Source organism: Enterobacter sp. CPE_E1241 (assembly GCF_045618265.1).
Taxonomy (GTDB): Bacteria; Pseudomonadota; Gammaproteobacteria; order Enterobacterales; family Enterobacteriaceae; genus Enterobacter; species Enterobacter adelaidei.
Map to the genome: position 1 here is coordinate 1606741 of NZ_JBIWYV010000001.1, position 22288 is coordinate 1629028.

A 22288-nucleotide genomic window follows, 5' to 3' on the forward strand; every position below is an offset into this window, starting at 1 on the left:
TGGCATGATGCGCACGAAATCTGAACTTCCTCACGGTTTTTAACCCATGACCACCTATACCCGGCCAGTGCTTCTGTTGCTCTGTGGCCTGCTTCTGTTGACCCTGGCGATCGCAGTGTTAAATACGCTCGTCCCGCTGTGGCTCGCCCATGAAAACTTACCGACCTGGCAGGTGGGTATGGTCAGCTCGTCCTTTTTTACCGGCAACCTGTTGGGGACGCTGGTCACCGGGAGCCTGATTAAGCGCTTTGGCTTTAATCGCAGCTATTATCTGGCCTCACTGATTTTCGCCGCCGGATGTGCCGGTTTAGGCCTTATGGTCGGCTTCTGGAGCTGGATGGCGTGGCGCTTTATCGCTGGCGTAGGCTGCGCGATGATTTGGGTGGTGGTTGAAAGTGCGCTGATGTGCAGCGGTACGTCGCGCAACCGCGGACGCCTGCTGGCAGCCTATATGATGGTTTACTATGTGGGCACCGTGCTGGGTCAACTGATGGTCAGCAAACTGCCAACCGACCTGATGAGCGTTCTGCCGTGGGTAACGGGTATGGTGCTGGCCGCGATCCTGCCACTGCTCTTTACGCGCATTGTGAACCAGAACAGCGAACACCAGGAAGCAACCCACGTCTGGCCGATGCTGAGACTCCGTCAGGCGCGGCTGGGCGTTAACGGCTGCATTATCTCGGGGATTGTACTGGGCTCACTCTATGGCCTGATGCCGCTCTATCTAAATCATCAGGGCGTCAGCGACTCCGGGATCGGTTTCTGGATGGCGGTCATGGTGAGTGCAGGGATCGTCGGGCAATGGCCGATTGGCCGACTGGCGGACCGTTTCGGTCGTCTGCTGGTACTGCGCGTTCAGGTCTTCGTGGTGATCCTGGGATGTCTAGCCATGCTCAGCAACGCCGCGATGGCGCCTGCGCTGTTTATTCTCGGGGCCGCCGGCTTTACGCTCTATCCGGTTGCGATGGCCTGGGCCTGTGAGAAAGTAGAACATCACCAGCTGGTGGCAATGAACCAGGCGCTGTTACTGAGCTATACCATCGGCAGTTTATTAGGGCCGACGTTTACCGCGATGCTGATGCAGAATTACTCTGATAATTTATTGTTTATCATGATCGCCAGCGTATCGTTTATTTATCTCTTAATGCTGCTGCGCAAAGCGGGCGAACACCCGACGCCTGTGGCTCATGCCTGATTAATTAAAAGCCTGTCGATGACAGGCTTTTTTGTCCCTGTCACAACTAAGAGTTTTACTTATTGTTTGTTTATTGCGTCAGACGATAATTCATGTGAGTCCTACCACTATAAGGCATCAATCATGTCTATTCGTCGTTTTTCCACTACCGCACTTGCCGTAGTGTTGTCTTTAACGTTTGCAACGGCTCCGGTCATGGCTAATCCTGGAAACGGGAATGGCGGTGGTCACGGAAACGGTGGCGGACAAGGTAATGGCGGCAATCATGGTAACGGGAATTCTGGTAACTCCGGTAACCATGGCAATAAGCAAAATAGCGATCAGGATAACCCTGGAAAATCGGATAAGAGCTTTAAAAGCAGTAAAGATGTCGGTAACGATGTTGATGCTCGTGTGAGTTTCGATCATGCCCGCCACCTGGCACTGAATTATGGCTTAACGGGCTATGACTCTCTGCCTCCGGGTATCGCGAAAAACCTGGCGCGCGGTAAACCGTTGCCTCCGGGTATTGCGAAGAAAACCGTGCCGGCCTCTATGCTGGGCCAGCTTCCTTCCTATCCAGGCTATGAGTGGCGGGTAGTGGGTGACGATCTGGTCTTAATTGCGCTGAGTACAGCCATTGTGACGTCCGTGATTAACGGCGTCTTTAAATAGAATATAAAAAAGCCCGGTTTTCACCGGGCTTTTCTTTAATACATCACCTTATGGCCGTACTGCTCAAGAATGCCTTTGACGCGTTCCATCGTCTCTTTCTTCGGCGGCTTCACGCCATCGAGTTTGTACTCTTCGCCCATTGCCACCCATTTGTGTTTACCCAGCTCGTGATAGGGCAGAAGCTCGATTTTCTCGACGTTGCCCATGTCGCGGGTAAATTCCCCGAGACGATGCGCGGAGTCGTCATCATCTGACCAGCCAGGCACAACCACGTAGCGGATCCAGGTTTTGATGCCTTTATCGGCAATGTATTTGGCAAATTCCAGCGTCCGGTGGTTTGAGACACCAACGAGGTTCTGGTGGATCTCATCGTTCATCTGTTTGAGATCGAGCATCACCAGATCGGTCACTTCGAGCAGCTCGTCGATAACCGGATCGTAGCGACGTACAAAGCCGTTGGTATCGAGACAGGTATGAATGCCTTCTTTGCGGCAGGCACGGAACCAGTCGCGTACAAACTCAGCCTGAAGAATGGCTTCACCGCCGGATGCGGTTACACCACCGCCAGACGCGTTCATAAAGTGACGGTAGGTCACCACCTCTTTCATTAAATCTTCAACGGTCACTTCTTTGCCGCCGTGTGTATCCCAGGTGTCACGGTTATGGCAGTACAGGCAGCGCATCAGGCAGCCCTGGAAAAAGGTGATAAAGCGGATACCTGGGCCATCGACAGTGCCACAGGATTCAAAGGAGTGAATGCGACCAATAATTGACATTGCGGTGATATCTCCAGCATCGGCCCGTCCGGGGCCTGTGTATGCACAGCTCAAAACCGGCTGTGTTAAGTCTGTTTTGGCTGTTATCCATTAAGTATAGATAGCGGACAAAAGAGACTGAGGTGGAGAGGGTGCTAAAAAGGCCCCACTTGCGTGGAGCCTTTATTGTACGCTTTTTAACGCGTGATTTCAGTCAATTCCACTTACATGGACTGAGTGAAAGTACGGGTGATAACGTCCTGCTGCTGTTCTTTAGTCAGGGAGTTAAAACGTACTGCGTAGCCGGATACGCGGATGGTCAGCTGAGGATATTTCTCAGGGTGTTCCATCGCGTCGAGCAGCATTTCACGGTTCATTACGTTCACGTTCAGGTGCTGACCACCTTCGATGGACGCTTCGTGGTGGAAGTAACCATCCATCAGACCCGCGAGGTTAGTTTTACGCACTTCGTCGTCTTTACCCAGCGCATTTGGAACGATAGAGAAGGTGTAAGAGATACCATCTTTAGCGTAAGCAAACGGCAGTTTAGCAACGGAAGTCAGAGAGGCAACAGCACCTTTCTGGTCACGACCGTGCATTGGGTTAGCACCTGGGCCGAATGGCGCGCCAGCACGACGTCCGTCTGGGGTATTACCGGTTTTCTTACCATACACAACGTTAGAGGTGATGGTCAGAACAGACTGAGTCGGGATAGCGTTACGGTAAGTAGTCAGTTTCTGAATTTTCTTCATGAAACGTTCTACCAGGTCAACCGCCATGTCATCAACGCGAGAATCGTTGTTACCAAACTGCGGGTATTCGCCTTCGATTTCGAAGTCTACAGCCAGGCCGTCTTCGTCACGAATTGGTTTAACTTTCGCATATTTGATTGCAGACAGGGAGTCAGCCGCAACGGACAGACCAGCGATACCACACGCCATGGTGCGGATAACGTCACGGTCGTGCAGCGCCATCAGAGAGGCTTCGTAGCTGTACTTGTCGTGCATGTAGTGGATAACGTTCAGTGCAGTGACATACTGTTTAGCCAGCCAGTCCATGAAGTGATCCATGCGGTCCATGACTTCGTCGAAGTTCAGAACGTCGCCTTTGATCGGCTCAGACTTAGGACCAACCTGCATTTTCAGTTTTTCATCAACGCCGCCGTTGATTGCGTACAGCATGGTTTTCGCCAGGTTTGCACGCGCACCGAAGAACTGCATTTGTTTACCAACAACCATTGGGCTTACGCAGCAAGCGATAGCGTAATCGTCGTTGTTGAAGTCCGGACGCATCAGGTCATCGTTCTCGTACTGCAGAGAAGAGGTGTCGATAGACACTTTAGCGGCGAATTTCTTGAAGTTCAGAGGCAGTTTTTCAGACCACAGAACAGTAATGTTCGGCTCCGGAGAAGGACCCATGGTGTACAGGGTGTTCAGGAAGCGGAAGCTGTTTTTGGTTACCAGAGTACGGCCATCAACGCCCATACCACCGATAGATTCAGTTGCCCAGATTGGGTCACCGGAGAACAGCTCATCGTATTCTGGGGTACGCAGGAAGCGAACCATACGCAGTTTCATGACCAGGTGGTCAATCATTTCCTGAGCGTCTTGCTCGGTGATTTTGCCTGCTTTGATGTCGCGTTCGATGTAAGCATCCAGGAAGGTGGATACACGACCGAAGGACATCGCTGCACCGTTCTGAGACTTAACCGCGGCCAGGTAGCCGAAGTAAGTCCACTGGATAGCTTCCTGAGCGTTGGTCGCAGGACCAGAGATATCGCAGCCATATTTAGCTGCCATTTCTTTGATCTGACCCAGCGCGCGGTGCTGTTCAGCAATTTCCTCACGCAGACGGATAGTCGCTTCCAGGTTTACGCCGTTTTCCAGGTCAGACTGCAGGGAAACGAACTGTGCGTACTTGTCTTTCATCAGGAAGTCGATACCGTACAGCGCAACGCGACGGTAATCACCGATGATACGGCCACGGCCATACGCATCTGGCAGACCGGTCAGAACGCCAGATTTACGGCAGTTCAGAATGTCTTTGGTGTAAACATCGAATACGCCCTGGTTGTGGGTTTTGCGGTATTCGGTGAAGATTTTTTTCAGCATTGGGTCCAGCTCGCGGTTATACGCTTTGCAGGAACCTTCAACCATTTTAATACCACCGAACGGGATGATTGCACGTTTCAGTGGTGCTTCAGTCTGCAGACCAACGATTTTCTCAAGGGCTTTGTTGATGTAGCCAGCATCGTGAGAAGTGATGGTGGAAGCAACGGAGGTGTCGAAATCAACTGGCGCGTGAGTGCGGTTTTCCAGTTTAACGCCTTCCATTACGCTGTCCCACAGCTTGGTGGTCGCGTCAGTTGCGCCAGCCAGGAAGGATTCGTCACCTTCATACGGGGTATAGTTTTTCTGAATGAAGTCACGTACGTTTACTTCATTCTGCCAGTCACCTTTCGCAAAACCTTCCCAGGCTGTGGCTAACTTTTCATTAAGCTCGGACATGTAACACCTACCTTCTTAAGTGGATTTTTTATTTACTGCCTGAGAAAACCATCAATGATGATCGTCGCCACGCAGGTAAATGACCCAGTATGTCAACCCAACTAACAGACCCCCACCGATAATGTTCCCGATAGTGACAGGGATCAGGTTATCAGTAATGAAATTCATAATAGTCAGGTGAGAGAAACTTTCCGGGGATGAACCAACTGCGGTCCAGAACTCCGGGCTTGCAAAGTCGCGGATGACAATGCCCATTGGGATCATGAACATATTCGCGATACTGTGCTCAAAGCCGCTGGCAACAAACATCGCAACTGGCAGAACCATTATTAAGGCTTTGTCCATCAGGCTGCGACCCGAGTAGCTCATCCATACAGCCAGGCAGACCATCAGGTTAGCGAGGATGCCGAGAGCAACGGCTTCGATAAATGTGTGGTGCATTTTGTGGTCGGCAGTTTGCAGGACGTTGAGCCCCCAGCCACCGTTGGCGGTCATGTACTCGCCAGAAAGCCACATCAACAAAACAAAGAGCAGACAGCCAACCAGGTTACCCACGTAGACGTTAAGCCAGTTACGCGCCAGCTGACCCCAGGTAATTCTTCCGCTGGCTTTCGCTACGACAATCAGCACCGTTGAGGTGAAGAGGTCGGCACCGCAGATAACGCAAAGAATCAGACCCAGTGAGAAGCAAATACCGCCAATCAGTTTGGCCATGCCGAAAGGCATTCCAGCAGTACCGGTGGTGGCAGTGATGTAGAAGACGAAAGCGATAGAGATGAACACACCAGCCGTGATCGCCAGATAGAACGTCTTCATCGGGTGTTTCGTTGCTTTATAGACACCTGCTTCTTCGGCAACTTTGGCCATCGCAGCAGGGAGTAAAAGATCAAAAGGGTTGTCAGCTTTCACACTAACTCTCTCTTTATTAAGTCGGCGACGAGATACTAACAAAGCATTATAGAAGAGAAATTGATATAGATCATATCTCGCCTGGCTTATAGGCCCGCAGTGTGTATGGTTTTACAACAAATGCGGAGTAAGTATTTGATTATCCGTATAAAAATAAATTTTAAAAGTTATGAAAAGAGTTGAATTTTTTCGTTCGGCCACCTCTAAAACAGTTAATTAATATGGAGTATTTACCATAAAAAGTAACAGTAAAGCCCGGGTTAATATTATTATATTTACCCATGTTTAACTTTATTATTACAATCAACAATCATTGCCGAAGAAAATAAAAAACGGGGCAATGAAATTGCCCCGTAATATAGCCCAGACGATTGAATACGCCTACTGCTGCTAATGTTATGTGCGCTTATTTTGACCAGTAAGCGGCTTTTGCTTTCTGCAGTTTTTCATAGGCGTTCAGCAGCGACTGGTGCGCCGGGAAGGCTTTCAGATCGCTATCAACAGCCTGCAGACCATAGAACGGCTCTTCGCCACTCAGGGCCGCACTGGCCGCTTCTACCGCCTCAGCACCGTACATCCGTACGAAGGCATTCAGATATTGCAGCGGCTCGCGATCGTCTTCCTGTGCAAGCAACAACAGCGTTTGCAGGCAGCGGTAATAGTTGGTGCGCTCGGCAGAGAAGACCGACTGGTTGAATTCCATGGTCCACTCGGTCCACGCCAGAGCCTGATCCAAATCGCCACCCGCCAGGGCCAGCATGGCTTTCAGCTCACCGATGCGCAGGGTATACCAGCCGTTGTCTTTACCGGTCGCCAGGCCCAGCAGTTCGCGTACGCGGGTGAAGTCATCGTGACCTTCTTCGTCCAGTTGGGCGATCAGGTTCAGATAATCTTCTTTCTCCCATTCGCTGCCCGGCAGAGCCAGCAGCGTCTCGCGCAGGTGCGCGCCCATGCTGTTATTCGCCAGCCACAGATCTTCAGCCGGGTAGATGTCGGACATACCTGGCACCAGAATACGGCAGGCGTAGACGCCAAGGTGTTCGTAGTCGGCAATATAGACTTCCTGATCTTCCGCGTCGAAGATCGCCATCAGCGTGGCGAACTCTTCTTCAGTGGTACCGGCAAAGCTCCAGTCCACGAACGGATAGTCTGCGTCCTGCTTAAACATATCCCAGGAGATCAAACCGCTGGAGTCGATGAAGTGGGTTTCGAGGTTGGTATGCTCGGCCACTTCTTCATCGTCAAACGTTGGCGGGGTGAACACGTCGAGATCTTTCAGACTACGGCCCTGCAGCAGTTCGGTGACGGTACGTTCCAGCGCCACGCCGAAGTCAGGGTGCGCGCCGAAGGAGGCGAAACAGGTGCCGTTGGTCGGGTTAAACAGCACGACGCAGATAACCGGGTATTTACCGCCCAGCGAGCCGTCATACGCAAAGATTGGGAAACCTTCTGCTTCCAGTTTGGCGATGGATTCCACCACGCCCGGGTAGCGCGCCAGCACGTCGGCCGGAATTTCAGGCAGGCTGATAGATTCGGCAATAATGCGGTTTTTGATGTGACGTTCGAAGACTTCGGAAAGACCCTGCACGCGCGCTTCATTGCGGGTGTTACCGGCGGACATACCGTTGGAGACATACAGGTTGCCGACGATGTTCATCGGAATATAGACGGTTTGCTCATCAGACTGACGGGTAAATGGCAGGGCACAGATACCGCGATCGTCGTTACCGGACTGCAGATCGATCAGCATGCTGGCAGTCAGTTCGTTTTCCGGATCGTAGAAGGCACGCAGGCGGGCGTCGAGAATACCTTCCGGCAGTTCGTCATCTTCGGTCAGTGGGAACCATTTTTCGTTTGGATAGTGAACAAACGGGCCGTTAGCGATGGTTTCGCCCAGCCAGAAGTCAGCGAAGAAATAGTTGGTGGACAGACGCTCAAAATACTCACCCAGCGCAGAGGCCAGTGCCGCTTTTTTTGTCGCACCTTTACCGTTGGTAAAGCACAGGGCACAGTCTTTATCGCGAATATGCACGGACCAGACATGAGGCACCGGATTGAGCCAGGAGGCTTCTTCGATGTTAAAGCCCAGGTCGGTCAGTTTCTGCTGGAAGCGAGCGATGGAATCTTCCAGAGCGGCGTCTTTGCCGGGGATAAATGTTTGAGTCATGGCGTTCACTTTTATCGTACGTAAAGCGCGCAATGATACGGGTTTTGCGTGACAGGTGCTATCTCCGGCGAAAATAAATGCCTGAGCTATGCTTATAGCCAGTAACCTACTGTAAGGCATAGAAAAATGAAAGCTTTCGATCTCCATCGGATGGCGTTTGATAAAGTCCCTCCTGAGTTTTTAGGCGAAGTCGCGCTGCGCAGTCTGTATACCTTCGTCCTGGTCTTTCTGTTTCTCAAGATTACGGGCCGTCGTGGCGTCCGGCAGATGTCGCTCTTTGAGGTATTGATTATCCTGACGCTGGGATCAGCGGCGGGTGACGTTGCATTCTATGATGATGTGCCGATGGTGCCGGTGTTTATTGTCTTTGTCTCACTGGCGCTTATTTACCGTCTTGTCATGTGGCTGATGTCGAAAAGCGAAAAGCTGGAAGACCTGCTTGAAGGGAAGCCGGTTGTCATCGTCGAGGACGGGCAGTTGGCCTGGGAAAATGTAAAAAGTGCCAACATGACCGAGTTCGAGTTCTTTATGGAGCTACGCCTGAATAGCGTGGAACAGCTCGGGCAGGTGCGTCTGGCAATAATGGAAACCAACGGGCAGATCAGCGTTTATTACTATTCTGACGAGGACGTAAAGCCCGGTCTCTGTATTTTACCGGACATGCTGATCGAACGTTTCAGAACGGTTCCTGAAGCTGGCGAATATGCCTGCGTACGATGTAGCCACGTGGTTGCGATGCAGCCGGGCGATCGTCAATTATGCCACCGCTGTGCAAATCCGGAATGGTCGAAGGTTAGCCGGGCTAAACGGCTTACCTGACAGCCATTTTGTCGGTTTTGTCATGACGAGGCGGTAGATTGTTTTGTGTGACGCGGGACACATTTCGCCGGCCATAAGTTTTAGACATTGCGGCGCGTGTCACTGAATGATAAAACCGATATCCACAGTTATAACTTATGGCTTTTAGCGTGGTGAGGGGAAATGGCTCAAGTCTTTAATTTCAGTTCAGGTCCGGCAATGTTACCGGCAGACGTGCTTAAACAGGCCCAACAGGAACTTTGTGACTGGAACGGTCTCGGTACGTCGGTGATGGAAATCAGCCACCGGGGTAAAGAGTTTATTCAGGTGGCGGAAGAGGCAGAAAAGGATTTTCGCGATCTGCTGAATATTCCCTCGAACTACAAAGTATTGTTCTGTCACGGCGGCGGACGCGGTCAGTTTGCAGGTGTACCGCTGAATATCCTCGGTAACAAAACGACGGCTGACTATGTTGACGCGGGTTACTGGGCGGCAAGTGCCGTTAAAGAAGCGCATAAATACTGCACGCCAAATGTTATCGACGCCAAAGTGACCGTTGACGGTCTGCGCGCCGTTAAGCCAATGAGCGAGTGGCAGCTTTCTGATAACGCAGCGTATCTGCACTACTGCCCGAACGAAACCATTGACGGGATTGCCATCGATGAGACGCCAAACTTCGGCAGCGATGTCGTGGTTGCCGCGGATTTCTCCTCCACCATTTTGTCTGCACCGATTGATGTCAGCCGCTACGGTGTTATCTATGCGGGCGCGCAGAAAAATATCGGTCCGGCCGGTTTGACTATCGTCGTCGTGCGTGAGGACCTGCTGGGGAAAGCGCATAAATCGTGCCCGTCGATTCTCGATTACACCGTGCTGAACGATAACGATTCTATGTTCAACACCCCACCTACGTTTGCGTGGTACCTCTCCGGTCTGGTCTTCAAATGGCTGAAGCAAAACGGCGGTGTGGCGCAGATGGACAAGGTTAACCAGCAGAAAGCTGAACTGCTGTATGGCGTCATCGACAAGAGCGATTTCTACCGTAACGATGTCGCGAAAACCAATCGTTCCCGCATGAACGTTCCGTTCCAGCTGGCAGACAGCAACCTGGATAAAGTCTTCCTGGAAGAGTCCTTCGCGGCCGGCCTGCATGCACTGAAGGGACACCGTGTTGTTGGCGGTATGCGTGCCTCCATCTATAACGCGATGCCGCTGGAAGGCGTTAAAGCTCTAACCGATTTCATGATCGACTTCGAACGTCGCCACGGTTAATTACGCTGTTTTCACCCCCGTAGCCCTGCTGCGGGGTTTTTATTATGTTGATTTGAGAGTTAAGTTTTCATGGAATCCCTGACGTTACAACCTATCGCGCGGGTAGATGGCACCATTAATCTGCCTGGTTCAAAAAGTGTCTCGAACCGCGCTCTGCTGCTGGCAGCTCTGGCTAACGGCACCACTGTCCTCACAAATCTGCTGGATAGCGATGACGTACGCCACATGCTCAATGCGCTGAAAGCGTTGGGAGTTCAATACACGTTGTCTGACGACCGCACGCGTTGTGAAGTGACTGGCAACGGCGGTGCACTGCGCTCTGGTGAAGAGCTGGAGCTGTTTCTGGGGAACGCCGGTACCGCAATGCGTCCGCTGGCGGCAGCCCTGTGTCTGGGCAGCAACAATATTGTGCTGACCGGCGAGCCGCGCATGAAAGAGCGCCCGATTGGTCATCTGGTGGATGCGCTGCGTCAGGGCGGCGCGCAGATTGAGTATCTGGAGCAGGAAAACTACCCACCGCTGCGTCTGCGCGGAGGTTTTACCGGCGGAAGCGTTGAGGTTGACGGCAGTGTCTCCAGCCAGTTCCTGACGGCACTGCTGATGACTGCACCGCTGGCACCGCAGGACACGGTTATCACCATTAAGGGTGATCTGGTTTCCAAACCGTATATTGATATCACTCTGCACCTGATGAAAACCTTCAGTGTTGAGGTGGAGAACCAGTCTTATCAGCGCTTCGTGGTGCGTGGGGCACAGCAATATCAATCCCCGGGTAGTTACCTTGTTGAAGGTGATGCTTCCTCTGCATCCTATTTCCTGGCCGCTGGAGCAATTAAAGGCGGCACCGTAAAAGTGACCGGTATTGGCCGTAACAGCGTGCAGGGCGATATCCGTTTTGCGGACGTGCTGGAAAAAATGGGCGCTATTGTCACCTGGGGCGATGACTTCATCTCCTGTACCCACGGCGAGTTGAACGCCATCGACATGGACATGAACCATATCCCGGATGCGGCGATGACCATTGCCACGGCGGCGCTGTTTGCCAAAGGCACCACCACGCTGCGTAACATCTACAACTGGCGCGTAAAAGAGACGGACCGCCTGTTCGCAATGGCGACAGAGTTGCGAAAAGTCGGTGCCGAGGTGGAAGAGGGTGAAGACTACATTCGCGTGACCCCTCCGGCAAAACTGCAGTTTGCGGAAATCGGAACCTACAACGATCACCGTATGGCGATGTGTTTCTCGCTGGTGGCGCTGTCAGACACGCCGGTCACCATTCTTGACCCGAAATGTACCGCGAAAACCTTCCCGGACTACTTTGAGCAACTGGCACGCATTAGCAAGCTGGCCTGATGATGTTTTGCCGCATCATCTGATGCGGCATTTCCTTACGTTTCCTGACGAACACTTCCGTTCATTTCTTCTACACTCTGCTTCAATCATTCCGTAATTTGCACGCAAAGGTAACAGTTGCGCACGTTGGCGCGTATAATGCGCGGCGTTCATGTAAACGGTATGCCTTATTTAAGGAGAAAAAGATGACGGCAGTTGCCCCGGTAATCACCATTGATGGGCCTAGTGGCGCAGGGAAAGGTACTCTGTGCAAAGCGATGGCGGAAGCATTGCAATGGCATCTTTTAGATTCGGGAGCAATCTATCGCGTGCTGGCTCTGGCAGCGCTGCATCACCATGTGGATGTTGCGTCTGAAGAAGCGCTGGTCCCGCTGGCTGCGCATCTTGATGTGCGTTTTATTTCGACCGATGGCAACCTGGAAGTCATCCTGGAAGGGGAAGACGTAAGTGGCGAAATTCGTACTCAGGAGGTCGCTAACGCCGCCTCTCAGGTGGCGGCTTTCCCGCGCGTTCGCGAGGCTCTGTTACGCCGTCAGCGCGCTTTCCGTGAAGCCCCGGGCCTGATCGCCGACGGACGCGATATGGGAACCGTGGTATTCCCTGATGCGCCAGTGAAAATTTTCCTTGACGCCTCTTCTGAAGAACGCGCTCAACGCCGCATGCTTCAGTTGCAGGAGAAGGGGTTTAGTGTTAACTTTGATCGCCTTTTATCCGAGATAAAAGAGCGTGATGACCGCGATCGTAACCGCGCCGTCGCCCCACTTGTTCCTGCAGAAGATGCATTAGTTCTGGATTCAACCAGTTTAACTATTGAGCAAGTGATTGAAAAAGCGCTACAATATGCGCGCCAAAAACTGGCACTCGCGTAATCGCGACCGATTTAGCAGTACCCCCGCTGCAATGGATTGACGGCGGGTATGTGAAACAACCCCATCCGGCACGGAGCCAGGTGGACGTTAATATTAACCTGAAGATTAAACATGACTGAATCTTTTGCTCAACTGTTTGAAGAATCCTTAAAAGAAATCGAAACCCGTCCGGGTTCCATCGTTCGCGGTGTTGTTGTTGCTATCGACAAAGACGTAGTACTGGTTGACGCCGGTCTGAAATCTGAGTCCGCCATTCCGGCAGAGCAGTTCAAAAACGCCCAGGGCGAGCTGGAAATCCAGGTTGGTGACGAAGTTGACGTTGCTCTGGACGCAGTAGAAGACGGCTTCGGTGAAACCCTGCTTTCTCGTGAGAAAGCTAAACGTCACGAAGCATGGATCACGCTGGAAAAAGCTTACGAAGAAGCTGAAACTGTGGTCGGTGTTATCAACGGCAAAGTTAAAGGCGGCTTCACTGTTGAGCTGAATGGTATTCGTGCGTTCCTGCCAGGTTCTCTGGTAGACGTTCGTCCAGTCCGTGACACCCTGCACCTGGAAGGCAAAGAGCTTGAGTTCAAAGTAATCAAGCTGGACCAGAAGCGTAACAACGTTGTTGTTTCCCGTCGTGCTGTTATTGAGTCCGAAAACAGCGCAGAACGCGATCAGCTGCTGGAAAACCTGCAGGAAGGCATGGAAGTCAAAGGTATCGTTAAGAACCTCACTGACTACGGCGCATTCGTTGACCTGGGCGGCGTTGATGGCCTGCTGCACATCACCGACATGGCGTGGAAACGCGTTAAGCACCCAAGCGAAATCGTGAACGTGGGCGACGAAATCACTGTTAAAGTGCTGAAGTTCGACCGCGAGCGTACTCGTGTATCCCTCGGCCTGAAACAGCTGGGCGAAGATCCATGGGTAGCTATCGCTAAGCGTTACCCAGAAGGTACTAAACTGACTGGTCGCGTTACTAACCTGACTGACTACGGCTGCTTCGTTGAAATCGAAGAAGGCGTTGAAGGTCTGGTGCACGTTTCCGAAATGGACTGGACCAACAAAAACATCCACCCATCCAAAGTTGTTAACGTTGGTGATGTAGTGGAAGTGATGGTTCTGGATATCGACGAAGAACGTCGTCGTATCTCCCTGGGCCTGAAACAGTGCAAAAACAACCCATGGCAGCAGTTCGCGGAAACCCACAATAAGGGTGACCGTGTTGAAGGTAAAATCAAGTCTATCACTGACTTCGGTATCTTCATCGGCCTGGACGGCGGCATCGATGGCCTGGTTCACCTGTCTGACATCTCCTGGAACGTTGCAGGCGAAGAAGCAGTTCGTGAATACAAAAAAGGCGACGAAATCGCTGCAGTTGTTCTGCAGGTTGACGCAGAGCGTGAGCGTATCTCCCTGGGCGTTAAACAGCTCGCAGAAGATCCGTTCAACAACTGGGTTGCACTGAACAAGAAAGGCGCAATCGTAAACGGTAAAGTAACTGCAGTTGACGCTAAAGGCGCAACCGTAGAACTGGCTGACGGCGTTGAAGGTTACCTGCGCGCTTCTGAAGCTTCCCGTGACCGCGTTGAAGATGCCACTCTGGTTCTGAACGTAGGCGACGACGTTGAAGCTAAGTTCACCGGTGTTGACCGTAAGAACCGTGCAATCAGCCTGTCTGTTCGTGCTAAAGACGAAGCTGATGAGAAAGATGCAATCGCAACTGTTAACAAACAGGAAGATGCAAACTTCTCTAACAACGCAATGGCTGAAGCTTTCAAAGCAGCTAAAGGCGAGTAATATCAAGTTCTCAGCATCATTTGAGCTGTAATGCATTTACAGCGTGAAGGATGAGGAGCAAACTTGACAGATTGCAGGATTCGTCCTGTAATCAATAACAAAGGGCGGCTACGGCCGCCCTTGTTTAATGAGCTGTTCAGCTAATTGGTTTGAAAGGAACCGGAGGAATCATGACCAAGTCAGAATTGATTGAAAGACTTGCCAGTCAGCAACCGCATATCCCTGCCAAGGCAGTGGAAGATGCCGTAAAAGAGATGCTGGAGCATATGGCCTCCACTCTTGCCCAGGGCGAGCGCATTGAAATCCGCGGTTTCGGTAGTTTTTCTCTGCACTATCGTGCTCCACGCACCGGGCGTAACCCGAAAACGGGTGATAAAGTCGAGCTGGAAGGTAAGTACGTTCCGCACTTTAAGCCGGGTAAAGAACTGCGCGACCGCGCCAATATTTACGGTAACTGAGTTTAGCCATCGGGTTAAACTGGGTTCGAAAGAAAGCACCTGCGGGTGCTTTTTTTGTCTTTATCGTTTCAATTCTGAAGAAACCGCGCATTTTTCATTTCGCTTTCTGCAAACCAATAAAATCAATACAGCGCTTGCTGTAAAACGCATTTTTCTCAACTGACGGCTCACCCTGCCTGCCTGCATACTGCCTTTCCTGAGACAGGGAGGTAGTCATGAGAATTCCCGCTATTAGCGTCTGTGCCATTCTGGCGATAACTCCGTTACTCTGGTTACCTGAACTGCCACCACGCTATTTCGTGTGGATAATGATTGTTGGCGGAATAGGGCTGGCCGCGCAGCGGCGCGTACGACTGAAATATGTGGGGATCGGTTTATTATTTTGCGTATGGGGAATTCTTTCCGCTCAAGAGAGCGTCTGGCCAATGCAACATTTAACGTCAGATGCTGTACATGCTGAGGTAGAGATCACCGCCACTGATGGTTCAACAATGCATCAGGGAAAGATTATCAGCGTCGATGGCCAACGCGGGTGGACATCGGCTGGCGTAACATTGTATGGCAATGCACTGCCGCAAAAGGTTTGTGCCGGCCAGCGCTGGGCCATGACGCTCAGACTTAGGCCTGTACATGGAGAATTAAATGACGGGGGCTACGATCTTCAGCGAAGCTCGTTTGCCCAACATCAAACACTGAGTGGGCGCTTCACCCATGCGGAACTCGTCGATGGACGCTGTAGCCTGCGTGCTCAATACCTGATGTCACTGCAAAACCGGCTTTCTTCTTATCAATGGGGGGCTGTTATCCTTGGATTGGGGATGGGAGAACGTCTGGACGTACCCCAGGAAATAAAAGACCTGATGCGGGAAACCGGCACACTCCATCTGATGGCAATTTCAGGACTGCATATCGCGATGGCAGCATCCATCGCCTGGCTACTCGCACGTGGGTTCCAGTTTTTATTACCCTGCCACTGGATCCGCTGGCAGATACCTCTGCTGGCTGGGGTGGTTTTTGCTGCCTTCTATGCCTGGCTTACTGGTCTGCAACCCCCGGCATTGCGAACGGTTACCGCCATTACTATGCTGGCGGCGTTGCGGATCGCCGCCCGTCAATGGTCCCCCTGGGAGATCTGGTTTTGCTGTGTTGCGGCAATCCTGCTAATCGATCCATTAGCTGTGCTTTCACAGAGTCTGCTTTTGTCAGCCTTTGCGGTTACCGCACTGATTTTCTGGTTTCAGTGGTTGCCTCTTCCTCACGGACACAGGGCTCGCTGGATGCGGCCACTACTGAATCTGCTTTATCTTCAGATAGGAATGCTGCTGTTGCTCATGCCTTTGCAGGTCCTGATTTTCCATGGCTTCAGCATCTCTTCCCTGGTTGCGAATCTCTTTGCCGTTCCCCTGGTGACATTGGTCTCTGTCCCGCTGATCCTGCTCGGTATGCTGCTTCATCTGCTTCCACTGACGGCCCTGGAAAGTACCATCTGGTTTGCAGCCGAAAAGTCTCTGGCGGTATTGTTCTGGCTGCTGATGCGCCTGCCTTATGGCTGGCAAAATGTGGATCAACGCTGGCAGTTCCTCACATTACTCCCCTGGCTTATCATTGTTGGCTGGCGGTTTCGTGCCTGGAACAGTGTTCCTGCCGTTTGCCTGGCTGGAAGTGTCATACTCACATTTCCCCTCTGGCGAACGGCAAAAAGCGATAGCTGGACGTTACATATGCTGGATGTGGGGCAGGGCCTGGCAATGGTTATTGAAAGACAGGGAAAAGCGATTCTCTATGATACCGGGCTCGCCTGGCCAGGCGGCGATAGTGCGCAGCGGTTAATTATTCCGTGGCTCCGCTGGCATCACCTGCGACCAGAAGGCGTAATTCTCAGTCACGAGCATCTTGACCATGCGGGAGGGCTGATATCGCTGCAAAAAACATGGCCTGATTTGTGGATAAGAAGTCCATTACGCCGGGCGGGACATCATCCCTGTTTTCGTGGGCAGAGATGGATTTGGCAGGGGTTGACCTTCGCCGTCCATTGGCCACCTGAAAATTATCCTGCTCAAGGAAACAACCACTCCTGTGTGGTAAAAATTGACGACGGCGAGCAGAGTGTTCTGCTGACAGGGGACATTGAAGCGCAAGCGGAACAGGCAATGCTCAGCCATTACTGGCGTAATGTGACGTCTACACTCATACAGGTACCTCATCATGGCAGTAAGACGTCTTCTTCATTGCCACTGGTTCAACGGGTAGAAGGGCAAATTGCCCTGGATTCGGCGGCACGCTATAACGCATGGCGATTTCCGTCGGCGAAAGTGGTTCGACGTTATCGAAAAGAAGGATATATCTGGCACGATACCCCCCATTCTGGACAAATATCGGTGACATTTTCGCAACATCGCTGGCAAATCCTGCGCTTGCGAGAGCAATTTTTACCACGTTGGTATCATCAGTGGTTTGGCGCGCCCGTAGATAACGGGTAGAATATGCGGCTATTTCAACAAATGCTGGTTTTTTGAATGCATAACGACAAAGATCTCTCCACGTGGCAAACCTTCCGCCGACTCTGGCCGATGATTGCGCCCTTTAAACCAGGCTTGATCGTGGCGGGTGTAGCGTTAATCCTCAACGCAGCCAGCGATACTTTTATGCTATCGCTTCTCAAACCGTTACTGGACGACGGTTTTGGTAAAACGGATCGCTCAGTGTTGCTATGGATGCCTCTGGTGGTTATCGGACTGATGATCTTACGCGGCATCACCAGCTATATCTCCAGCTACTGTATTTCCTGGGTATCAGGGAAAGTGGTTATGACTATGCGTCGCCGTCTGTTCAGTCATATGATGGGCATGCCGGTCTCATTCTTTGATAAACAGTCGACCGGGACGCTGCTGTCTCGCATTACCTACGACTCAGAACAGGTTGCCTCCTCGTCATCAAGCGCACTGATTACCGTTGTGCGTGAGGGCGCGTCGATTATCGGCCTGTTCGCGATGATGTTCTATTACAGCTGGCAGCTGTCGATCATCCTTATCGTTCTGGCACCGGTGGTTTCTATTGCGATTCGCGTCGTCTCAAAACGTTTCCGCAATATCAGTAAGAATATGCAGAACACCATGGGGCAGGTGACGACCAGTGCAGAACAGATGCTGAAAGGACATAAAGAGGTGTTGATTTTCGGCGGTCAGGAAGTCGAAACCCACCGCTTTGACAAAGTCAGCAACAAAATGCGCCTGCAGGGGATGAAAATGGTGTCGGCCTCTTCAATCTCTGACCCTGTTATTCAGCTGATTGCCTCTCTGGCACTGGCATTCGTTCTGTATGCGGCAAGCTTCCCTAGCGTGATGGAGACGCTGACGGCGGGTACTATCACCGTGGTCTTCTCCTCGATGATTGCTCTGATGCGTCCACTGAAATCGCTGACAAACGTCAATGCCCAGTTCCAGCGTGGGATGGCTGCTTGTCAGACTCTCTTCAGCATTCTGGATTCCGAGCAGGAGAAAGATGAAGGTACACGCGTGATTGAGCGCGCCCGTGGCGATGTCGAATTCCGCAATGTCACTTTCGCCTATCCTGGCCGTGAAACTCCGGCCCTGCGCAACATCAACCTGACCATTCCGGCGGGGAAAACCGTTGCACTGGTTGGTCGTTCCGGTTCAGGTAAATCGACCATTGCCAGCCTGATCACCCGTTTCTACGATATTAACGAAGGTGAGATTCTGTTGGATGGCCATGACCTGCGAGAGTACACCCTGCAGTCGCTGCGTAACCAGGTTGCGCTGGTCTCACAGAACGTGCATCTGTTCAACGATACTGTTGCAAACAACATTGCTTATGCACGCACTGATGAATACAGCCGCGAGCAGATTGAAAACGCCGCGCGTATGGCGTACGCAATGGACTTTATCAACAAGATGGATAACGGACTGGATACCATAATCGGTGAGAACGGGGTGCTACTCTCCGGTGGGCAGCGTCAACGTATCGCCATTGCGCGTGCGCTGCTGCGCGATAGCCCAATCCTGATCCTTGATGAAGCGACCTCGGCGCTGGATACGGAATCGGAACGCGCGATTCAGTCAGCCCTGGATGAACTGCAAAAGAACCGTACATCGCTGGTGATTGCACACCGTCTGTCGACTATCGAGCAGGCTGATGAAATCGTCGTGGTTGAAGATGGCATCATTGTTGAACGCGGAAGTCATACTGATTTGCTGGAGCACCGTGGTGTTTACGCCCAGCTTCATAAGATGCAGTTTGGCGCATGATTGCACGCATCTGGTCCGGTGAATCGCCGCTGTGGCTACTGCTTCTACCGCTCTCCTGGCTTTATGGCCTGGTGAGCGGTGTCATTCGTCTTCTTTATCGTCTGGGGCTCAAACGCGCATGGCGCGCGCCGGTTCCGGTAGTGGTTGTCGGTAACCTCACCGCCGGTGGCAACGGTAAAACGCCAGTCGTTATCTGGCTGGTGGAACAGTTGCAAAAACGCGGTATACGCCCCGGCGTAGTGTCGCGCGGGTATGGCGGCAAGGCAACGCATTACCCACTGCTGCTGACGGATGAAACATCGACTGCTGAAGCGGGTGATGAACCGGTTTTAATTTACCAGCGTACCGGCACTCCGGTTGCGGTTTCTCCGGTGCGCAGCGACGCCGTGCAGGCACTGCTTGCAGAACATGCGGTACAAATCATCATCACTGATGATGGTCTGCAGCATTATGCTCTGGCGCGTGACAAAGAGATTGTGGTTATTGATGGCGTTCGTCGTTTTGGCAATGGCTGGTGGCTGCCGGCCGGGCCGATGCGCGAACGCGCTTCACGTCTGAAATCCGTAGATGCGGTCATTGTGAATGGCGGTGTGGCAAAAACGGGTGAAATCCCTATGCATCTCCATCCTGGTCTGGCGGTGAATTTGCAGACCGGGGAACGCCGGGAAGTTGCACAACTTCCCGCCCTGGTGGCGATGGCCGGTATTGGCCATCCTCCACGTTTCTTCACGACGCTGGAACAGTGTGGCGCACAGCTTGAAAAATGTGTGCCGCTGGCGGACCACCAGGCGCTGGTGGAACAGCAGGTCGATGCCCTGACTATGCCGGGACAGACGCTGATCATGACCGAAAAAGATGCGGTGAAATGCCGTGCCTTTGCAAAAGAAAACTGGTGGTACCTGCCGGTTGACGCTGAACTCAGCGGCGAGCAACCGGAACAATTACTCAAGGAACTGATCGCGTTGGTGAAGTGAAGGCTTACGCGGTTCTGGTGGCGCTTTGACTGACAGGAAAACGCATGTCTTTACCGCAACTCTCACTTTCAGCCGCACGTAATTTGCACCTTGCTGCGCAGGGGTTACTCAAAAAACCCCGTCGTCGTGCGCAATCTGCCGATATCCTCTCTACCGTTCAGCGCATGTCGCTACTTCAAATCGACACCATTAACATCGTGGCCCGTAGCCCTTATCTGGTGCTGTTTAGCCGTCTGGGGAATTATCCCTCGCAATGGCTGGATGAGGCTCTCAGCAAAGGGGAGTTAATGGAGTACTGGGCGCACGAAGCCTGTTTCCTGCCTCGCAGTGATTTTGCCCTGGTTCGTCACCGGATGCTTGCTCCGGAGAAGATGGGCTGGAAGTACCGGCAAGAGTGGATGCTGGAACATGCAACTGAGATTGAGCAACTCATCCGCCACATTCAGGAAAACGGACCTGTGCGTTCTGCCGATTTTGAGCATCCGCGAAAAGGTACGAGCGGCTGGTGGGAGTGGAAGCCGCACAAACGCCATCTCGAAGGACTGTTTACGTCAGGCCAGGTCATGGTGATTGAACGGCGTAATTTTCAGCGTGTATACGACCTGACCCATCGTGTGATGCCTCACTGGGACGATGAGCGTGACTTATTGACTCAGGAAGCGGCTGAGGATGTCATGCTGGAAAACAGTGCCCGCAGTCTGGGTATTTTCCGCCCACAGTGGCTGGCAGATTATTACCGCCTACGCCAGCCCGCGCTGAAACCATTGCTGGAAATATGGCAGCGCGAACAGCGAGTTGTTCCCGTCACAGTGGAAACACTGGGAGAAATGTGGCTGCATTCAGAGCTACTTCCACTTCTGCCTCAGGCTCAGGAAGGAAAACTTCAGGCAACACATAGCGCGGTGCTGTCTCCTTTCGATCCTGTGGTTTGGGACAGAAAAAGAGCCGAGCAACTGTTCGGTTTCACTTACCGACTGGAGTGCTACACTCCAGCACCGAAGCGCCAGTATGGCTACTTTGTTCTGCCTCTGCTGCACAAAGGGCAACTTGTCGGGCGCATGGACGCCAAAATGCACCGTAAAACCGACACGCTTGAGGTCATCGCACTCTATCTGGAAGAGGGTATCAGAGTGTCAGCGAGTCTGGAAAAAGGGTTAGCGTCCGCTATAAGCGATTTTGCTCGCTGGCAGGGGGCCAGCAACGTGACGCTGGGGCGGGTACCTGACGGACTGTTTACAACCTGCCGAAGTGGCTGGGAAACAGGCACTCTCTGAAAAGGGAATGTGGTAAGCTTTAATGATTACCCATACGGAGGAACTATGGATCACCGTTTACTTGAAATTATTGCCTGCCCGGTGTGCAACGGCAAACTCTACTATAGCCAGGACAAACAAGAGCTGATTTGCAAGCTGGACAGCCTGGCTTTCCCGCTGCGTGACGGCATTCCGGTTTTGCTGGAAAACGAAGCCCGCTCCCTGGTGGCAGAAGAGAGCAAGCCATGAGTTTTGTTGTCATTATTCCTGCGCGTTATGCGTCAACGCGACTGCCGGGTAAACCACTGGTGGATATCAACGGCAAGCCGATGATTGTGCATGTCCTGGAGCGTGCACGTGAATCGGGTGCCGATCGCGTTATCGTTGCTACCGATCATCCGGACGTCGCCCGTGCGGTGGAGGCAGTCGGCGGAGAGGTGTGCATGACCCGTGCGGATCACCAGTCCGGCACTGAACGTCTGGCGGAAGTGGTTGAAAAATGCGGTTTTAGTGACGATACGGTCATCGTTAACGTCCAGGGCGACGAGCCGATGATCCCGGCGGTTATTATCCGTCAGGTGGCGGAAAACCTGTCACAACGTCAGGTCGGTATGGCCACACTCGCAGTACCCATTCACCACGCTGAAGAAGCATTCAACCCGAATGCGGTGAAGGTGGTGATGGATGCCGAAGGTTATGCGCTCTATTTCTCCCGCGCCACGATTCCGTGGGATCGCGATCGCTTTGCGCTCTCTAAAGAGACTATCGGTGATTCATTCCTGCGCCATCTGGGGATTTACGGCTATCGCGCCGGCTTTATTCGTCGATATGTCACCTGGGCACCCAGCCCGTTGGAACATATTGAAATGCTGGAGCAGCTTCGTGTGCTCTGGTACGGTGAAAAAATCCACGTTGCTGTTGCCATGGAAGTGCCTGGAACGGGCGTTGATACACCGGAAGATCTTGAGCGCGTTCGCGCCGAACTGCGTTAATATTGCCTTCATCCCTCCTTTCGGGGGGATGTTCTCTCCCTGCTATTTTTTCCCTTTCTTTTCCATAATTGATCTCTTCCGG

At 52.4% G+C, this 22288-nt stretch carries 19 protein-coding genes; 14 read left to right on the forward strand and 5 right to left on the reverse strand.

The genetic code is table 11. From position 1 onward, the window contains the following. The first annotated feature begins 46 nt into the window (after nt 1-46). The gene (locus tag ACJ9Y9_RS07715) at nt 47-1195 is read left to right on the forward strand and encodes an MFS transporter (RefSeq protein WP_028019252.1); all 1149 of its coding nucleotides are present in this window, start codon (nt 47-49) and stop codon (nt 1193-1195) included. 123 nt (nt 1196-1318) lie between these two features. Next, on the forward strand, nt 1319-1849 hold the full coding sequence (locus ACJ9Y9_RS07720) for an anti-virulence regulator CigR family protein (RefSeq protein ID WP_028019251.1): 531 nt from the start codon (nt 1319-1321) through the stop codon (nt 1847-1849). A gap of 35 nt (nt 1850-1884) precedes the next feature. Here ACJ9Y9_RS07720 and pflA read toward each other — a convergent pair whose 3' ends face one another. From pflA to ycaO, 4 genes are all read right to left on the reverse strand, one after another. After that, the gene (gene pflA / locus ACJ9Y9_RS07725) at nt 1885-2625 is read right to left on the reverse strand and encodes a pyruvate formate lyase 1-activating protein (RefSeq protein WP_010429226.1); all 741 of its coding nucleotides are present in this window, start codon (nt 2623-2625) and stop codon (nt 1885-1887) included. 203 nt (nt 2626-2828) lie between these two features. Then, on the reverse strand, nt 2829-5111 hold the full coding sequence (gene pflB, locus ACJ9Y9_RS07730; protein ID WP_024907798.1) for a formate C-acetyltransferase: 2283 nt from the start codon (nt 5109-5111) through the stop codon (nt 2829-2831). Between the two features lie 51 nt (nt 5112-5162). Further along, complete coding sequence (gene focA / locus ACJ9Y9_RS07735) at nt 5163-6020, reverse strand: formate transporter FocA (RefSeq protein ID WP_008499974.1); 858 nt, start codon at nt 6018-6020, stop codon at nt 5163-5165. A gap of 406 nt (nt 6021-6426) precedes the next feature. Then, nucleotides 6427-8187 (reverse strand): 30S ribosomal protein S12 methylthiotransferase accessory factor YcaO, encoded by a 1761-nt coding sequence (ycaO, locus tag ACJ9Y9_RS07740; RefSeq protein WP_033830109.1) that lies wholly within the window; start codon nt 8185-8187, stop codon nt 6427-6429. Nucleotides 8188-8313: 126 nt separating this feature from the next. Between ycaO and ACJ9Y9_RS07745 the strand changes: the two genes are divergently transcribed. The 6 genes from ACJ9Y9_RS07745 to ihfB all read left to right on the forward strand — a co-directional run bounded on the left by ACJ9Y9_RS07745 (nt 8314) and on the right by ihfB (nt 14722). Next, nucleotides 8314-9006 carry a DUF421 domain-containing protein gene (locus ACJ9Y9_RS07745; RefSeq protein ID WP_028019249.1) on the forward strand — a complete coding sequence of 231 codons (693 nt, stop codon included), beginning with the start codon at nt 8314-8316 and terminating at the stop codon, nt 9004-9006. 162 nt (nt 9007-9168) lie between these two features. Next, nucleotides 9169-10257 carry a 3-phosphoserine/phosphohydroxythreonine transaminase gene (gene serC / locus ACJ9Y9_RS07750; protein WP_028019248.1) on the forward strand — a complete coding sequence of 363 codons (1089 nt, stop codon included), beginning with the start codon at nt 9169-9171 and terminating at the stop codon, nt 10255-10257. A gap of 69 nt (nt 10258-10326) precedes the next feature. After that, nucleotides 10327-11610 carry a 3-phosphoshikimate 1-carboxyvinyltransferase gene (gene aroA / locus ACJ9Y9_RS07755; RefSeq protein WP_028019247.1) on the forward strand — a complete coding sequence of 428 codons (1284 nt, stop codon included), beginning with the start codon at nt 10327-10329 and terminating at the stop codon, nt 11608-11610. A gap of 185 nt (nt 11611-11795) precedes the next feature. Continuing rightward, the gene (gene cmk / locus ACJ9Y9_RS07760) at nt 11796-12479 is read left to right on the forward strand and encodes a (d)CMP kinase (RefSeq protein WP_028019246.1); all 684 of its coding nucleotides are present in this window, start codon (nt 11796-11798) and stop codon (nt 12477-12479) included. Between the two features lie 111 nt (nt 12480-12590). Then, nucleotides 12591-14264, forward strand: coding sequence for a 30S ribosomal protein S1 (gene rpsA, locus ACJ9Y9_RS07765; protein ID WP_008499966.1), 1674 nt, complete (start codon nt 12591-12593; stop codon nt 14262-14264). A 170-nt stretch (nt 14265-14434) separates the two neighbouring features. Beyond that, complete coding sequence (gene ihfB / locus ACJ9Y9_RS07770; RefSeq protein ID WP_008499965.1) at nt 14435-14722, forward strand: integration host factor subunit beta; 288 nt, start codon at nt 14435-14437, stop codon at nt 14720-14722. A gap of 94 nt (nt 14723-14816) precedes the next feature. On the opposite strand, the gene ACJ9Y9_RS07775 is transcribed toward ihfB, so the two are convergent. Then, on the reverse strand, nt 14817-14939 hold the full coding sequence (locus tag ACJ9Y9_RS07775; protein WP_255660271.1) for a hypothetical protein: 123 nt from the start codon (nt 14937-14939) through the stop codon (nt 14817-14819). On the opposite strand from ACJ9Y9_RS07775, the gene ACJ9Y9_RS07780 reads away from it, so the two are divergent. The 6 genes from ACJ9Y9_RS07780 to kdsB are packed head-to-tail and all read left to right on the forward strand — an operon-like array spanning nt 14938 to nt 22206. Further along, nucleotides 14938-17202, forward strand: coding sequence for a ComEC family protein (locus ACJ9Y9_RS07780; RefSeq protein WP_028019245.1), 2265 nt, complete (start codon nt 14938-14940; stop codon nt 17200-17202). The genes ACJ9Y9_RS07775 and ACJ9Y9_RS07780 overlap by 2 nt on opposite strands. A 36-nt stretch (nt 17203-17238) precedes the next feature. After that, nucleotides 17239-18987 (forward strand): lipid A ABC transporter ATP-binding protein/permease MsbA, encoded by a 1749-nt coding sequence (msbA, locus tag ACJ9Y9_RS07785; protein ID WP_028019244.1) that lies wholly within the window; start codon nt 17239-17241, stop codon nt 18985-18987. Further along, complete coding sequence (gene lpxK / locus ACJ9Y9_RS07790) at nt 18984-19961, forward strand: tetraacyldisaccharide 4'-kinase (RefSeq protein WP_028019243.1); 978 nt, start codon at nt 18984-18986, stop codon at nt 19959-19961. The genes msbA and lpxK overlap by 4 nt, the downstream gene beginning before the upstream one ends. 44 nt (nt 19962-20005) lie before the next feature. After that, nucleotides 20006-21235, forward strand: a complete 1230-nt coding sequence (locus tag ACJ9Y9_RS07795) for a winged helix-turn-helix domain-containing protein (RefSeq protein ID WP_028019242.1) — start codon at nt 20006-20008, stop codon at nt 21233-21235. A 45-nt stretch (nt 21236-21280) separates the two neighbouring features. Continuing rightward, complete coding sequence (gene ycaR / locus ACJ9Y9_RS07800; protein ID WP_006174474.1) at nt 21281-21463, forward strand: protein YcaR; 183 nt, start codon at nt 21281-21283, stop codon at nt 21461-21463. Further along, complete coding sequence (gene kdsB / locus ACJ9Y9_RS07805) at nt 21460-22206, forward strand: 3-deoxy-manno-octulosonate cytidylyltransferase (protein ID WP_028019241.1); 747 nt, start codon at nt 21460-21462, stop codon at nt 22204-22206. Before ycaR ends, kdsB begins: the two co-directional genes overlap by 4 nt. Nucleotides 22207-22288 lie beyond the last annotated feature (82 nt).